Here is a 16718-nt window from a genome sequence, read left to right as displayed (position 1 = left end):
TTAATAAAAGCAAATAGCTATTTTTGAATTTAAATTCTATAATAAAAAACAAAATATGCTTCAAAACAAAGTCATTTTAGGCAGCGAAGAATGGTGCGCATTTCCAGAACTAGGAATCCCGACAATTAAGGCTCGTGTAGATTCTGGCGCCAAAACTTCGGCGATGCACGCTTTAAATATAGCGCCTTTTATAAAAAATGATGCTAATTGGGTTAAATTCGACATTAATCCGATTCAGAATAATATCAAAACCATTATTCATTGTGAAGCTCCTTTGGTCGACAAGCGAATTGTAAAAAGTTCGAGCGGATTTAGAGAGCATCGTTATGTGATCCAAACCAGCTTAAAAATTGGCGATGCTAAATGGCCAATTGAAATGACTTTGACCAATCGCGATTCTATGGGATTTAGAATGCTTTTAGGACGCGAAGCCATGAGCGGAAGGGTTTTGGTTGATCCAGAACAAAAATATCTCTTAGGACAGCCTACGGCAGAATCTCTAAAAGAATTATACCAAAACTCTGAAAAAGCAAAAACTGGTTTGCGAATTGGTCTTTTAGCAAGCAATCCAGAATTATATAGCAACAAAAGAATCATGGAAGCCGGCGAAATGCGCGGGCATGAAATGCATTTTCTTAATATCAAGGAATGCTACATGAAGCTGGACGCCAAAAAACCTGAAATTCATTACAGAGGCGGAAAAATCCTTAACGAATTTGATGCTATTATTCCAAGAATTCGTCCGAGTATTACTTTTTACGGCTGTGCACTAACGCGTCAGTTTGAAGCATTGAAGGTTTTTGTTTTAAATTCGGCTACAGCCATAACTCAATCTCGAGATAAACTATATTCTTTGCAATTATTATTGAATAGCGGAATTGATATTCCAACTACAGGATTTGCCAATTCTCCTCTTGATACAGACAATTTAATTAAAATGGTTGGCGGTTCGCCGTTAATCGTTAAATTACTGGAAGGAACACAAGGAAAAGGTGTTGTTTTGGCCGAAACCAAAAAAGCAGCAGAAAGTGTTATCAATGCTTTTAAAAGTTTAAATGCCAACATTTTGGTTCAAGAATTCATCAAAGAAGCCAATGGAAAAGACATTCGCTGTTTTGTGATTGACGGAAAAGTAGTTGCCGCAATCCAACGTGAGGCAATGCCAGGCGAATTTAGAGCAAACATTCACCTTGGCGGAACTGCATCTGTTATTAAAATTACTCCCGAAGAAAAAAAGATAGCTATAAAAGCAGCAAAAGCAATGGATCTAAAAGTTGCGGGTGTTGATATTATTCGTTCTTCTAAAGGCCCGTTATTGCTAGAAGTAAACTCTTCTCCAGGTCTTGAAGGAATTGAAGGCGCAACTAATAAAGATGTAGCTGGCGAAATGATTAGAGCTATTGAAAAGAATTTTAAACTTTAATTAAGTTCATTTAAACTTAATTTCTCATAAATAATTTAGCAGCTTTGTCAAAGTTTAGAACTTTGACAAAGCTTTTTTATTTAACTTTAAAATAAAAAAACATGGTTTTCCCCTATTTAGATATTATTATCCGAAGTGTTGCTGTCTATTTCTTCATGACAATTGCTTTACGAATATTCGGTAAAAAAGAACTTTCACAATTAAATACCGCTGATATTATTCTTATTTTGCTAATCAGCAATTCTGTCCAAAATGCAATGGTTGGCCCCGATACAAGTTTAATTGGAGGATTAATCGCCGCTTTAGTTTTGTTTTCAATCAATTTTGCTATCAAAAGACTGGCAAAAAGGTTCAAAACCCTTGGCGATTTGATATTGGATAAACCAGAAGTATTAATTCATGATGGAATATTAGATTTCAAAGCTTTGAGCCGATTAGATGTTTCGCACGAAGAACTAAAAGAAGCCGCACGAGAGCACGGTTTAGAACATCTCACAGATATTAAACTTGCCATGCTTGAAATTGATGGCTCTATAAGTATAATCTCAGCAGATAAAAAACATCTAAAACAAACACACTACAAACGAAAACACAATCGTAAGAATCTGCAAAAGGTTTAATTTACTTCCCAACCTCAATCCTAACCGCTCCCAAACCATCTTTAAAATCATCTGCTTTTTCGTATTTCGGAGTCACGATTTCTTTTCCTTCTTTGTCTACAAAACCGTATTTTCCGTCCAATTTTACAACAGCAATTCCATCTTTAAAAGACTCAATTATTTCATATTTTGCAGAAACAATTTCTTTTCCTGTTTTATCAATCAATCCAAATTTATCAGCAAGTTTTACCTGCAACAAATTATCATTTAGCATCATAAAATCATAATTTACAGGAACGATTTCTTTTCCGTTATTATCCAATACGCCATATTTTTCATTCAGCTTTACAACAGAAACATTATCTGCAAAAGAAAAATTCATATCGTATTTTACAGGAACTACAATTTTGCCATCTTCATCAAAAACTCCATATTTTTTATTTAGCTCAACTGTTGCAAAACCTTCTTTAAAATTCTGAACATGATCATAAATGGGCGGAACAACCTCTTTCCCAATCTGATCCACAATACCAAATTTGCCATTTAGTTTCACAACTGCAAATCGATCTCCAAAGTCGATTATTTCGTCATATTTCGGACTTATTTCTTCTCCAACTACATCTATAAAACCCCATTTATTATTCAGTTTTACAGCTGTTATTTCTGGAGACAAGCTTTTAGCTTCGTCATATTTTTTAGTCAGCAATACATCGGTTGATTTAACCAAATACTGCCCTTTAGCATTTTTATTGCTAACTATTATCCAATTTGGCTTATTGATTACTTCATCATAAATGCAACGAATAACTTCTTTTCCGGTTTTATCCACTACACCGCTTTTACCTTTTAATTGTACGACTGCAAAACCACTTTCAAATGCACTAATACCGTCATATTTACACGGAACTATTTCTTTTCCTGTCTGATCGACAAAACCATATTTAAAAGTTTTATTATTTGCCTGAGCAAAACCAGTTTTTACAATCAGCATCAAAACCAATACAACTATTCTCTTCATTATTTTAAATATTAATGTATTTACAAAACTCAACAAAATCGGTTTTATCTATAACCTTCAAAAGTTTTTATTCTTTCACTTTAAAACAAATTAAAACAAAAAAAACCGATTTCAGATTTGAAATCGGTTTTCTATATTAACAAAATGTGATTTACTTTTCACATTTCACAATAATCATTTTATTAAATAAAGACGCTTAGAATAAAATAAACCAAACCTGCTAATAAAGCCGAAATTGGAATAGTTAAGATCCAAGCCCAGATTAAACTCACTGTAACTCCCCATCTAACGGCAGAAACACGTTTTGTCAATCCAACTCCAATAATCGAACCTGTAATAGTATGCGTTGTACTTACTGGAATTTTTAAGTGTTCTGTAAAGTAAAGTGTCAAAGCTCCTGCAGTTTCTGCTGCAACACCTTCAAACGAACTTACTTTGGTAATTTTAGAACCCATTGTTTTCACAATTTTCCATCCACCACTCAAAGTTCCAGCTGCAATTGCAGAATAACACGCTAACGGAATCCAACTTGGCATTACACCTTTAATACCTGCATCATCATTTGGAAGCACAACATCTAACCAAGCATCCATATGAACTCCTGGATTTGTATTGATATAAACCGCTACAGCTGCAGCAATAATACCCATTACTTTTTGAGAATCGTTTCCTCCGTGACCTAAACTAAATGCCGCAGAAGATAATAACTGCATTTTCTTTAAAGCAGCATCAGCCTGATGAAGATTTAAACTACTGAATATTAAACAAAATCCGCTTACTGTCAAGATAATGAAAGCAACTAAGAACCATTTAATATTATGAGAATCAAATACTACACTCCAAAAATGAGATTCAAAACGAGGTTTTCCGTGTTCTACAATTTCTTCATAAGAGACCATTTGAACGTAAACAAACCAAATAGTTGCAAGCATTAAAGCTACAGTAAATATTTTTGGCCCAATTGTTTTACGAGAAGCATTTAAAAGCCAAATCGAAATTAAATAAGAAGCCAATGCTCCTAATAATGGCGCTAAAACAATAAAAGCAATGATAATGAGAACTCCCGATGGCATTGCTCCGTCTTTTCCTGCTTTATACCAGCTTACAATTTCATACCAGTAGTGAGTTGCTCCATCTTCTCCAACATATCCAGAGAAACCATGTACAGCAATAGCGTGTGCCACAGCTGCCCCTGCAAAACCTCCAATAAGTGTATGAGAAGAACTTGAAGGAATTCCTAACCACCAAGTCAATAAATTCCAACAGATTGCAGCAATAACTCCGGCCAAAATTACCACTAGGTTAATTTCCATAGTGTGCGCTGTTTTAGCAACAGTATCTGCAACACCAAATCCGAAAACCCAATACGCCAGAAAGTTAAAAAATGCTGCCCAGACTACCGCCTGAAAAGGTGTCAAAACCTTTGTTGCAACAACAGTCGCTATAGCATTTGCCGCATCATGAAAACCATTGATGTAATCAAAAATTAAGGCAAGTACTATAATTAATATAAGTATAGTCATAAGATTATAACTTCAGATTGAAAGATTGAATTAAGAATGTTTTACAGAAATAGATTCTAGTATGTTCGCAACACTCTTACATTTGTCTGTTGCTGATTCTAAAACAGATAACACTTCTTTATATTTAATAATATTTTTAGCGTCTGTTTCGTTTTCAAAAATTTCAAAAACTGCTTTGTTATAAACGTTATCAGATTTGTTTTCTAGTTTGTTAATTCTAGCACACGCATCTTTAATAACTTTAAAGTTTTGTAAGTTTCTCAACTCTTTTACAGCACTGTCAATGTTTTGACAAGCTTCAAGGTTGATTTCTGTCATCTTTCTGATAGATTTTGTAATCTTATCAACTTGATACAATCTCATACGGCTAGATGCACCGTGAAGGTAATCGGCAACGTTGTCAATTGAAGTAATTAACGTGTGAATATCTTCTCTATCAAATGGAGTAATAAAGTTTCTGCTTAACTCAAGGTTAGTCTGACGTGTAATGTCTTCTCCTTTTTGTTCTAATTCGTCAATCTTTTGAAAAAGAATTTCTCTTTCTTTTAATGGTAAATTTACAGCTTCGTGTAAGTTAGAAGCTAATTCAATTAAATTGCTAGAAGCCTCTTCAAAAAGTGGAAAGAATTTCTTGTCTTTCGGCACTAAAAATTGGAAAATACTGTTTATTGACATTGTTTTATTTTTGATAGCGCAAAATTACCTTCAATAACACGTTTCAGTGTTAAGCCATTGTTAACAAATCGTTTTCAATTTGAAAACTCTCAAGGAATAACACCGTGTTTTCTATGTCATTATGTAAGATTCTGTCTTCTTTTACCAAAGGCACAACTTCTCTGTAGCTGTTTAAGAACATTTCGATAAAATCACTTGATTTTAAAGGCTCTCTGTAAGCAATAGCCTGTGATGCATTCAATAATTCAATAGCTAGAATACGTTCTAAATTATCTAAAATACGTAAGGCTTTTGTAGCGCCGTTTGCCCCCATACTCACGTGATCTTCTTGTCCGTTGCTCGAAACAATGCTATCAATACTCGCTGGAGTCGCCAATTGTTTGTTCTGACTTGCAATACTTGCTGCAGTATATTGCGGAATCATGAAACCTGAATTTAATCCTGGATTATCAACCAAAAATGCTGGAAGATTACGTAAACCAGAAATCAGTTGATACGTTCTTCTTTCTGAAATACTTCCTAATTCGGCCAATGCAATTGCCATAAAGTCTAAAGCTAAAGCTAAAGGCTGTCCGTGGAAATTTCCGCCAGAAATAATCTGATCGGCTTCTATAAATATATTAGGATTATCAGTAACCGAATTGATTTCAGTTTTGAATACTTTTCTAACATAATCAATTGCATCTTTTGAAGCTCCGTGAACCTGCGGCATACAACGGAAAGAATACGGATCCTGAACATGTTTCTTTTCTTGAGCGATAATTTCACTTCCGTCTAAGAATTCAGTAATTCTTTGCGCAGTTACGATTTGCCCTTTGTGCGGACGTATATAATGTATCAATTCATTAAATGGCTCGATTCTTCCGTCAAAACCTTCTAGCGAAATGGTTCCGATTAAGTCTGCTAAATACGAATATTTATATGCTTTAATTAAAATGTGAGCTCCGTAAGCACTCATAAATTGCGTTCCGTTCAACAGAGCTAAACCTTCTTTTGACTGTAAAACAATAGGTTCCCAGTTAAAATGTTTTAAAACTTCAGCAGAAGCCACTTTTTTTCCTTCAAATAATACAATTCCTTCTCCAATTAAAGGCAAAGATAAATGTGCCAAAGGAGCTAGATCCCCAGAAGCTCCCAGCGAACCTTGCGTATAAATAATAGGAAGGATATCATTATTATAAAAATCAACCAAACGCTGTAAAGTGATCAACTGAACTCCTGAATGTCCGTAACTTAAAGATTGGATTTTAAGCAACAGCATCATTTTTACAATTTCTGCAGGAACTTCTTCACCAGTACCGCAAGAGTGCGATTTTACAAGATTTTCTTGAAGTTTAGATAAATTCTCATTAGAGATTTTTACACTATATAAAGATCCGAAACCTGTATTGATACCATAAATTGGTGCAGTATGCGATGCCATTTTCTTATCGAGATAATCACGGCATTTTTGAACATTTACTTTTGCTTCCTCAGATAGTTCAAGTATTTTATTTTGACTTAAAATTTCTTGTAATGTTTCTAAGGTAATTGTTTCCGTACTTATATAATGAATCTCTCTCATGATGATTGTAAATTTTAAACGCCAAAATTCAACAAATCAATATTAAAAAGCAACATTTTATCACAATAATTAAGATTTCGATAAAAGCCCTTAACATACTTTAAATAGCTTTTCCAATCAAAACATCTCTTTTTTACCAGTTTTCCATGTGTTTTTGACCTATACATCAATCCATTGCAGAGGTTCAATCTATAAAAATAGCTGTTCAAAATATGTCAAAACATCAATTTAGCATATTCAATTTTAACAAATACTCAATATTGATTTATAGAGATTTGAATTATTAAAATATTCGTAAAAAAGCTTTTGGGGTTTTTAACTCTTATAAAAAGCTGTACTTTTGAAAAATCAAAAATGAAAAGTAACAGCATAAAATATCAATCTACAATTATTACAACTCAAACAGGAGTTGCAATTGCTGCTACCATTATTTCTACTACAACAACTACTACCCCTTAGGGGTATACATTTTTACATATAATCCGGGTTATCTATACTTTTTTCTAAAAAGAAGAAAGGTATTGGATAGATGAAAACATTTACAAAAAAATAGTCATAGTTTTCAGTTTCAGTTCACAGCTAATAAACCTTTGAACCTTTGTTACTCAAAATCTTTGCACCTTATTAAAAAATATCACTAAAATGACAGTATTAAAATTTGGCGGAACTTCGGTAGCCAATGCTCAAAATATAAAACTCGTTCTCGAAATTGTTAACCAAAAAGCAAAACAAGATCAATTAGTTGTTGTAGTTTCTGCATTAAGCAAAGTAACCGACCTATTGCAATCGGCGGCGGCAAAAGCGGCAGCAAACGACGAAAGCTTTAGAGAAGTTGTGGCCGAAATCGAGAAAAAACACCTTGACACGCTAAAAGAACTGATTCCTGTAAGCGAACAAAGCAGTTTGTTAAGCCATGTAAAAAGAATCATCAACCATTTAGAAACTTTACTAGACGGCTGTTTCTTGCTTGGCGAATTATCTCCAAGAACTGCCGATACTATCTTAAGTTTTGGAGAATTGCTATCGTCATTCATTATTGCTAAAGCCTATGAGCAAATCAGCAAAGATGCGGTTTACAAAGACAGTAGAGAATTAATCAAAACAGATAATAACTTCGGAAAAGCAGTGGTTAACTTCGAAGTTTCAAATAAATTGATTCAGGAATATTTTGGTTCGAATGAAGCGAAAATCAATATCATGCCTGGATTTATTGCGCAGACTCTTGACGGAATTACTTCTACTTTAGGACGTGGAGGTTCAGATTATACTGCCGCTATTATCGCTGGAGCAATCAATGCTGAACAATTGGAAATCTGGACTGACGTAAACGGAATGTTTACTGCAAACCCAAAAATTGTAAAACAGGCACAGCCAATTTCGAATATTTCGTATCAAGAAGCAATGGAATTGTCTCATTTTGGAGCCAAAGTTTTGTATCCGCCAACAATTCAGCCCGTTTTAAGAAAAAATATTCCAATTTTAATCAAAAATACTTTTGAGCCAGAAGCTGAGGGAACTTTGATTTCGAATCAGGTTTCATCAAAAGATACAGTTGTAAAAGGAATCAGCCATATTGATCATATTTCGCTTTTAACTCTTGAAGGTCCGGGAATGATTGGAGTTGCGGGTTCGTCTAGACGTTTGTTTGAAGTTTTGTCTCAGGAAAAAATCAATGTAATTTTTATTACTCAGGCTTCTTCTGAGCATTCAATTTGTATCGGAATTTTAAATTCAGATGCTGATAATGCTGAAATTGCGATTAACAGAGCTTTTGAAATCGAAATTTCGCAGAACAAAATCGATCCTTGTTATGTAGAAAAAGACCTTTGCATTATTGCTTTGGTAGGTGAAAACATGAAAAACCACCAAGGCTTGAGCGGTAGAATGTTCAGCACTTTAGGAAAAAACAACGTAAACATTCGTGCCATTGCGCAAGGTGCTTCTGAGAGAAACATTTCGACTGTAATTAACGAAAGAGATGTTAAAAAAGCGTTGAATACTTTACACGAGAATTTCTTTGAAGAAAACACAAAACAGCTGAACCTATTTGTAATGGGAGTTGGAAATGTGGGAGAAAAATTCATCGAGCAGATCCACAACCAGAGAAAGTTTTTAAAAGATAATTTAAAGATCAACGTTCGTGTAATTGCTTTATCCAACTCGAGAAAAATGATTTTTGACGAAGACGGAATTTCATTAAAAAATTGGGATGCCGCTTTAGCAGAAGGCGAACCAGCAAGTATCGAAGGATTCATTAAACGCGCCGAAGAGCTGAATTTACGTAACAGTATTTTTGTTGATATCACTGCAAACGCAACAGTTTCTGAAGCCTACGAGAAATTCTTAAAAGAAAGTATTGCGGTTGTAACTTGCAACAAAATTGCCTGTTCTTCTGCTTACGACAACTATAAAAAACTAAAAAGCTTATCTCGCCAATACAACGCTCCTTTCTTGTTTGAAACGAATGTTGGTGCAGGATTGCCAATTATCGATACGGTAAAAAACCTGATTGCTTCTGGCGATAAAGTGCATAAAATTCAGGCGGTTTTATCTGGAAGTTTGAACTTTATTTTCAACAATTTTGACGAAAATAACTCTTTCCACGATGTAGTAAAAGAAGCTGGAGTTCAAGGTTTCACAGAACCAGATCCAAAAATCGACTTAAGCGGAATCGATGTGGCGCGCAAAATCTTAATCTTAATTCGCGAAAGTGGTTACGAAATGGATATTGACGCTATTGCAAACGAATCGTTTTTACCAGCAGAATGTTTAGCAACAACAAACAATGATGATTTCTTTGCATCGTTAATCAAACACGCTTCTCATTTTGAAGGTATTTATAAAGAAGCTTTAGCCAAAGATTCAAGATTGAAATACGTAGCGCAATTCGAAAACGGAAAAGCAAGCGTTGGATTGCAATTCATTCCAAAAGATCATCCTTTCTACAATTTAGAAGGAAAAGATAATATCGTGCTTTTCTACACAGATCGTTACGTAGATCAGCCTTTATTGATCAAAGGTGCTGGTGCTGGAGCAGCAGTAACAGCATCAGGAATTTTTGCAGACGTTATCCGAATTGGGAATGTTTAGCCGCTAAGGCACTAAGACGCTAAGTTTCTAAGTTTTTTTTATACTTAGCATCTTAGAAACTTAGTATCTCAGAAACTATAAAAATAAACTTTGCGTCTTAGCGCCTTCGTGGCAAAAAACCAAAGCCTAAAAAAAATAAAACTTTGTGACTTTGTGCCTTCGTGGCAAAAACCAAAAAAAAATGGAAATAAAATTATTCTGTCCCGCTACAATTGCCAACCTCTCATGCGGATTTGACGTATTGGGACTTTGCTTAGACAATGCGGGCGATGAAATGATTGTTCGAAAAGTCGATCAAAAAGGAGTTCGAATCACTAAAATTGTCGGTGCCGATTTGCCTTTGGAAACCGAGAAAAACGTTTCTGGAGTTGCGGCTTTGGCAATGTTAGAAACTTTGGACGAATTGGATTTTGGATTCGAAATCGAAATTTATAAACATATCAAAGCCGGAAGCGGAATCGGAAGCAGTGCCGCAAGTTCTGCTGGAGCTGTTTTCGGAATTAATGAATTATTGGGAAGACCATATTCTCGTAAAGATTTAGTTCAGTTTGCGATGCAGGGCGAGAAATTAGCCAGCGGAAACGCGCATGCCGATAACGTTGCTCCTGCCCTTTTAGGCGGATTTACGTTGGTAAGAAGTTATGCGCCGCTTGATATTATTAGAATTGACAGTCCGGAAGAATTATATGCAACAGTGGTTCACCCGCAAATTGAATTGAAAACTTCTGACGCTCGTTCGGTTTTAAAACAAAACGTTTCCCTAAAAAGCGCCATTATGCAATGGGGAAATGTGGGCGGATTAGTTGCAGGTCTTTACACAAAAGATTACGAATTAATCGGTCGTTCGCTTCATGACGAAATTGTTGAGCCACTAAGAAGTGTATTAATTCCAGGTTTTGATCAAATCAAACAAACGGCTTACGAAAACGGTGCTTTAGGTTCTGGAATTTCAGGTTCTGGCCCATCAATTTTCGCTTTAAGCCGAGGAAAAGAAACCGCTGAACAAATCGCAAAAGCCATGAGCGACGTTTACGAAAAAATGAATTTACCGTATGAAATTCACGTTTCGAAGATTAATCCGGATGGCGTAAGAATTTTGTAGAAAAAGTATTAAGTACGAAGAATTAAGTATTTAAGATTTATACGAAACGTTTGTCAGGCTGAGCGAAGTCGAAGCCCGCGCAAAGTATAGACATGCAGTTTGTCATTCCGAGGAACGAGGAATCACACTAGTTTGTCGACAAAGATTGGCGAATTTCTATGCGGAGTTACGAGTGTGATTTCTCCTTTCAGTCGAAATGACAAACTTTGAGAGTTTACTTTATGTCTATACGTTGCGCGGGCTTCGACTCCGCTCAGCCTGACAAAAAATAAAATAACAAAAAGAAAAATAATCACAAAGCTTTGCGAACTCTGCGTTTTCAAAAGAAACCAATTCCTTGCGTGCTTTGCGGTTAAATAAAAAACAACCAATGAAATACTACAGTTTAAACCATAATGCCCCAAAAGTTTCTTTTCAAGAAGCTGTTATACAAGGATTAGCAACTGACAAAGGATTATATTTCCCAGAAAGCATCACACCGCTTGATCCTTCATTTTTTGATAAAATCGAAAGTTTAAGCCATGAAGAAATTGCTTACGAAGCGATTAAACAATTCGTTGGCGATGAAATACCTGCAGACAAACTAAAAGAAATCATTGCCGAAACTTTAGTTTTTGATTTTCCGGTGGTGAAAGTCGAAGGCGGAATCTATTCGTTAGAATTATTTCACGGCCCAACCATGGCTTTTAAAGACGTTGGAGCACGTTTTATGTCACGTTGTTTGGGATATTTTAATAAAGACAAAAAAGACGCTAAGAACACTGTTTTAGTAGCGACTTCCGGAGATACTGGCGGAGCTGTTGCCAGCGGATTTCTTGGCGTTGATGGCGTTGATGTTGTGATTTTATATCCGTCTGGAAAAGTGAGCGATATTCAAGAAAAACAATTGACTACTTTAGGTCAAAACATTAAAGCACTTGAAGTCGACGGCGTTTTTGACGATTGTCAGGATATGGTTAAAAAAGCGTTTTTAGATGAAACTTTGGCGCACAAAAACCTGACTTCTGCCAACTCTATTAATATTGCCCGCTGGTTACCGCAAATGTTCTATTTCTTCTTTGCTTACAAAGCGCTGAAAAGCCAAAACAAACCTTTAGTTTTCTCTTGCCCAAGTGGCAACTTCGGGAATATCTGCGCCGGAATTATGGCAAAGAAATTAGGTTTGCCAATTGAACATTTTGTAGCGTCTACAAACGTAAACGACACGGTGCCAAGATTCTTAGAAAACGGAAAATACGACCCAAAACCTTCTAAAGCAACAATCTCTAACGCTATGGACGTTGGAAACCCAAGCAACTTTATTAGAATTCAGGAATTGTACAACAACGATTTAAAAGCTTTCGAAAAAGACTTTTCTTCTTATAGTTATACTGATGAAGAAACTTTAGTTGCTCTAAAGAAAATCTATAACACGGATGGTTATATCGCAGAGCCACACGGCGCTGTTGGTTATTTAGGTTTGAAAAAAGAACTGGAAAAACACCCTAACGCCATTGGTATTTTCTTAGAAACGGCGCATCCTATTAAATTCTTAGATGTTGTGGAACCGGCTCTAGGAATTACGCTACCTATTCCTGCTCAAATTGAAAGTGTTATTAATGAGGAGAAAGTTAGTGTGAAGATTAAGAGTTATGAGGAGTTGAAGATTTTTTTGGGGTAAAATACGTACACATAGATGATTAAAGCGAGTAATAAAATACTCGCTTTTTTATTGCATTACCATTAATTATTTTGAATTAACATATAAAAACATCAAGTACGGAAATCCGTAAAAATTGGCAATAAAAAATACATATATTTGAAAAGTAAGAAAACGAAATAAAGTTTCGCTTATCTACCTCTATTCAGGTTTATATGCGAAAGTTTGTTTCGCATATAAACTAGTTGTGCGTAATTATACCCCCCTCAGAAACTAATGGAATTATCGAAAAATGAACATACTATTTTTTTAGCAAAAGAAATAATTGACGACATTGAATTTTCTAGACTTGATTGCAAAGCTGTTCTATTAAAAGCAACTAGATTAGCTCGTTATGTAGACGATGAAAAAATTAGAACTTGGCTGAGATTTGAAATGCAAGGCTATAATTCAAAAGAAGACATCTCTCTCAATTATATGTCTCGAACTGGACGGTGGATTGACAAAGAAAAACTAGAAGGTTATTGGTCTCCATTAGCGCAAATAGAATCAAATTGTGAAGCTCAAAAGCAAAAACTTGCTTTAATTAGAATTCCTGATACAAGTGGAGATAGAGCAGTTTTTGTCATTGATAGAGTAACAAAACAAATGAATGATGCAACTACCAGAATTTCAAAATTTGAAGGAATTAAATCTAGAGTGATTTCATTGATTCACGATTTTGCAACAACTGTTTACTATCAAAACACATTTGATTCATTAGCTGAGAATATTTTTGACAATTACAAAAAGGATATAGATTTACTCATAGCTGAAAATCTTGGAGATATCATTGAACAAATACCTTCGATTATTTCACGTCTCGCAGAAAATAATTCTGAGTCAATTAGTCAAGCTTTAACAACTTGTAGAAGAATTATTGATTCTTTTTCAGACCATATTTTTCCAGCAACAGATTCGACAATAAATATTGGTGGAAATGAACTTTCTTTAAAGAAAGACAAAGTTCAAAATAGAATCAATGCTTATATTTATAATAATTGTGAAAGTGAATCTAGACGAAAAAAGTTAAGGCAAAATTTATCGAATTTATATGAAAGAGTATCTGTTGGAGTTCATTCTGATGTAGATTCGTCAGAAGCTAAAAGCTTGTTTTTCAACACATACTTACTACTAGGTGAAATTCTAACTTTAAAAAAATAACTACGCACAACAGCCACTACAACGGATTTGGGCATTGGGCTTAATGGAAAAATGGTCTTGTATTTGGTATGATTTGGCAAATCCGAAGAATGGGCTTAATTTAGTCCCAAAACGTCGTGTGACATTTATTAGAAACCGTTAATCCAACAATATGAAACAAGAAGGCGAACCATTCGAAAGATTAGAAAACTGCGAAACTGGAGATATTTGCAGTGAATCTGGAAGATATTTTTGTGACATGCATCCTTATATAGAAAAGTATGTTTCAAAAGGAGAAAGATTTCCGCAATGCGATCAAAAAGGCATTCCGCATAAAACAAGTTGGAATAAACTAGTATAAACTGAATCCCCGATAGCGCAAGCGTCTCGCTCGTGCTCATTATAATTGATTTTTGAATTTCTTTGTGTCCACGAGCGAGACGCTCGCGCTAGCATAGCAATAAAATAATAAAAAAAATCTCATTAATCCACACGAAATTAAATTTTCAAACATGTTATGTAATATATATTCAGATTACAGATGACACCTATGCAAAAAAAAGAACAACAAAGCAGTGAAATAGCAGTTTCGAGAACTTTAACAGAATTTATGTCAAAAATTGGATTTAACGTCCAATTTAGCGATGTTTATCCGAACCAAAAAAATCCAGACTTCATTGCTCAAAAAAGAATTAATGGGACTGAATATAAAATTGCAATTGAATTAAAAAGCAATTCCAATATTAACGATGCCATTAAAAATGGTATTAAAACACTAACTAATATAAACTCAGCAACAAATTATGATAAATTATTACTCTTACTATTAAATAGAAATAACCCAAATATCCAAAGTTTACCTTTGAGGAATTTTCTAACTAACAACCCGACAAATCTTGAAATAATCAACCTTGAAGACTTAGAAAAATGGTCAAAAGACTTGTCTGACGAACTATCACCAATAGAGCAAAATGAAGTTTTCTTCTACGTTAAACAAATGAGTAGAAAGTTCATTGAATTGGTAGCAAAAAATCCTGAATACTTAAGGGACCTTGAATGGAGAGATTTAGAGCGAACAATTTCTGAACTATTTGAAGGAATTGGTTTTAAAACAACTTTAACACCTAGTAGTAAAGATGGCGGGAAAGATGTTATTTTAGAATGCACAATTAACAATATTCAAAAAACTTTTATTGTTGAAATTAAACATTGGCGGAGTGGGCAAAAGGTTGGGCAAAGCGCAGTTAAAGAATTTACCCACGTAATCATAAATGAAAAACGAGAAAAAGGACTATTCCTTTCTACTTATGGCTTTACAGGTAATTATTACGAAAGTATAAGTGAAAAGCAAAAGTCCATAATACGATTTGGTGAGAAAGATAAAATAGTAGAACTCTGTAAAACTTATGAAAAAGTCAATAACGGAATTTGGAATCCAATTGACTCACTTGAAAATATACTATTTGACAACACAATATCTTTAAAATAAATATATACTATACTAATTTAATCCCCTCCCTTTTGTGCGAGCGTCCCGCTCGTGAACGTAAAGATGTCAAAAACAATTCAAAAACCAATTGTAACAGGCACAAGCGAGACGCTCGCGCTAGCAATAAGAATAAGAAATAAAAAAGAGACCTCATCAAAGGTCTCTTTTCAATTTAATATATCTTCGAAAAGGTTTATTTCCCGTTCAATAATTTCTCCAAATACTCCACTTTATCTTTTTCAGCTTGTACCAAACGTTCATAAAGTTCAACTACTTTATCTAAAGGATTGAAAGTGCAATTGCAATTGTAAACTGCACTTTGATCTTGAAAAGTATTTCCAATAATATTAAAAACCGCTTCTTCTGAAAAGTTTTTAATTGCTTCTACAGAAACATCAAGAGCTTTTGCGATCTCAATTAGTTTTTGTTCGTCAACCGTTTCGCTGTTTTCAATAGCTGAAATCGTCTGTTGGTTGGTTCCTATAGCCTGTGCCAGTGCTTCCTGTTTCATATCTTTAAGCTCTCTGATACGGCTTATATTTCTGCCGATATGTTTTGGTTTTATTGCTGTACTCATAATTCAAAGATATTTAAAATTCTTAAACAAAAATAAATTCCTGTAAAAAACAAAGTTGTTTTTGTAAGATACTATTTTCGCAGTTTGTACGAATTGACAAATTCAAATTTAGTCAAAAAACATAAAACATTAGGCTAAAGCTATTTTCTAATGTAATTTTACACTTCACATTTCACATTTCACAACAATATATGATTACAAAAGCACTACTAGAAGACATTCCATCATTAACAACCTTAATAAATTCAGCATACAGAGGCGAAACCTCAAAAAAAGGCTGGACAACCGAAGCGCATTTACTAGAAGGAAAAAGAACAGATGAACAGGAAATGACAGAAATTTTTCTTGATCCAAAAAATACGATTCTGAAATTTACAGAAAATGACAAGATTATCGGTTCGGTTTTATTGGTTGAAAAAGGACATCAATTGTATTTAGGGATGCTAACCGTTTCGCCAGAACTTCAAAACAGCGGAATCGGGAAAAAGCTTTTAACTGAAGCCGAAAATCATGCTAAATCTCTCGGATTATCAAGTATAATTATGACGGTTATTTCAGTTCGTGAAGAGCTTGTAGCTTGGTACAAACGTCATGGTTATGCAGATACTGGAAAAAGAGAAGCTTTTCCTGAAAGCGAAATTCATACTACGGTTTCTGCAGTTCCGTTGGAGTTTATCTATTTGGAGAAAGTGTTGTAATGTTATATCACAAAGATTCGCAAAGAATTACGCAGAGATTCGCTAAGTTTTTTTAATCTCGCAATCCCGATAGCTATCGGGAGCAAAGTCGCAAAGTTTTTTGTTTCATGCATTATCACCCAATATTGTCATTTCGACG

At 34.6% G+C, this 16718-nt stretch carries 14 protein-coding genes; 9 read left to right on the top strand and 5 right to left on the bottom strand.

Going from position 1 to position 16718, the window contains the following annotated elements; all coding sequences use genetic code 11:
* Positions 1-55: 55 nt before the first annotated feature.
* Positions 56-1423 (top strand): 30S ribosomal protein S6--L-glutamate ligase, encoded by a 1368-nt coding sequence (gene rimK / locus JI750_RS10425; RefSeq protein ID WP_111378476.1) that lies wholly within the window; start codon positions 56-58, stop codon positions 1421-1423.
* 101 nt (positions 1424-1524) lie between these two features.
* Positions 1525-2043, top strand: a complete 519-nt coding sequence (locus JI750_RS10420) for a DUF421 domain-containing protein (RefSeq protein ID WP_202001196.1) — start codon at positions 1525-1527, stop codon at positions 2041-2043.
* Position 2044: 1 nt separating this feature from the next.
* On the opposite strand, the gene JI750_RS10415 is transcribed toward JI750_RS10420, so the two are convergent.
* From JI750_RS10415 to hutH, 4 genes are all read right to left on the bottom strand, one after another.
* Positions 2045-3040 (bottom strand): WG repeat-containing protein, encoded by a 996-nt coding sequence (locus JI750_RS10415; protein ID WP_202001193.1) that lies wholly within the window; start codon positions 3038-3040, stop codon positions 2045-2047.
* A 182-nt stretch (positions 3041-3222) separates the two neighbouring features.
* Complete coding sequence (locus tag JI750_RS10410) at positions 3223-4563, bottom strand: inorganic phosphate transporter (protein ID WP_202001190.1); 1341 nt, start codon at positions 4561-4563, stop codon at positions 3223-3225.
* 30 nt (positions 4564-4593) lie between these two features.
* Positions 4594-5238 carry a DUF47 domain-containing protein gene (locus JI750_RS10405; RefSeq protein ID WP_008462731.1) on the bottom strand — a complete coding sequence of 215 codons (645 nt, stop codon included), beginning with the start codon at positions 5236-5238 and terminating at the stop codon, positions 4594-4596.
* Between the two features lie 49 nt (positions 5239-5287).
* Complete coding sequence (gene hutH, locus JI750_RS10400; RefSeq protein WP_202001187.1) at positions 5288-6802, bottom strand: histidine ammonia-lyase; 1515 nt, start codon at positions 6800-6802, stop codon at positions 5288-5290.
* A 642-nt stretch (positions 6803-7444) separates the two neighbouring features.
* Here hutH and thrA point away from each other — a divergent pair.
* From thrA to JI750_RS10370, 6 genes are all read left to right on the top strand, one after another.
* Positions 7445-9892 carry a bifunctional aspartate kinase/homoserine dehydrogenase I gene (gene thrA, locus JI750_RS10395; RefSeq protein ID WP_202001184.1) on the top strand — a complete coding sequence of 816 codons (2448 nt, stop codon included), beginning with the start codon at positions 7445-7447 and terminating at the stop codon, positions 9890-9892.
* A 181-nt stretch (positions 9893-10073) separates the two neighbouring features.
* On the top strand, positions 10074-10994 hold the full coding sequence (locus tag JI750_RS10390; RefSeq protein WP_177210114.1) for a homoserine kinase: 921 nt from the start codon (positions 10074-10076) through the stop codon (positions 10992-10994).
* Between the two features lie 370 nt (positions 10995-11364).
* Positions 11365-12654 carry a threonine synthase gene (gene thrC, locus JI750_RS10385; protein ID WP_202001181.1) on the top strand — a complete coding sequence of 430 codons (1290 nt, stop codon included), beginning with the start codon at positions 11365-11367 and terminating at the stop codon, positions 12652-12654.
* 255 nt (positions 12655-12909) lie between these two features.
* Entirely contained in the window at positions 12910-13836 is a 927-nt protein-coding gene (locus tag JI750_RS10380) for an AbiTii domain-containing protein (RefSeq protein ID WP_202001178.1), read from the top strand.
* Positions 13837-13987: 151 nt separating this feature from the next.
* On the top strand, positions 13988-14176 hold the full coding sequence (locus JI750_RS10375) for a hypothetical protein (protein ID WP_202001176.1): 189 nt from the start codon (positions 13988-13990) through the stop codon (positions 14174-14176).
* A 180-nt stretch (positions 14177-14356) separates the two neighbouring features.
* Positions 14357-15304 carry a restriction endonuclease gene (locus tag JI750_RS10370; protein WP_202001173.1) on the top strand — a complete coding sequence of 316 codons (948 nt, stop codon included), beginning with the start codon at positions 14357-14359 and terminating at the stop codon, positions 15302-15304.
* 193 nt (positions 15305-15497) lie between these two features.
* Here the strand turns inward: JI750_RS10370 and JI750_RS10365 are convergent, their stop codons facing one another.
* A complete protein-coding gene (locus JI750_RS10365) occupies positions 15498-15881 on the bottom strand; it encodes a helix-turn-helix domain-containing protein (RefSeq protein WP_202001170.1) in 384 nt (127 codons plus the stop codon).
* A 191-nt stretch (positions 15882-16072) separates the two neighbouring features.
* Between JI750_RS10365 and JI750_RS10360 the strand changes: the two genes are divergently transcribed.
* Entirely contained in the window at positions 16073-16579 is a 507-nt protein-coding gene (locus JI750_RS10360; protein ID WP_202001167.1) for a GNAT family N-acetyltransferase, read from the top strand.
* The last annotated feature ends 139 nt before the right edge of the window (positions 16580-16718 follow it).

The sequence above is a fragment of the Flavobacterium tagetis genome, from assembly GCF_016735615.1.
Taxonomy (GTDB): Bacteria; Bacteroidota; Bacteroidia; order Flavobacteriales; family Flavobacteriaceae; genus Flavobacterium; species Flavobacterium tagetis.
This window is presented reverse-complemented; position numbering and strand designations above follow the sequence as displayed.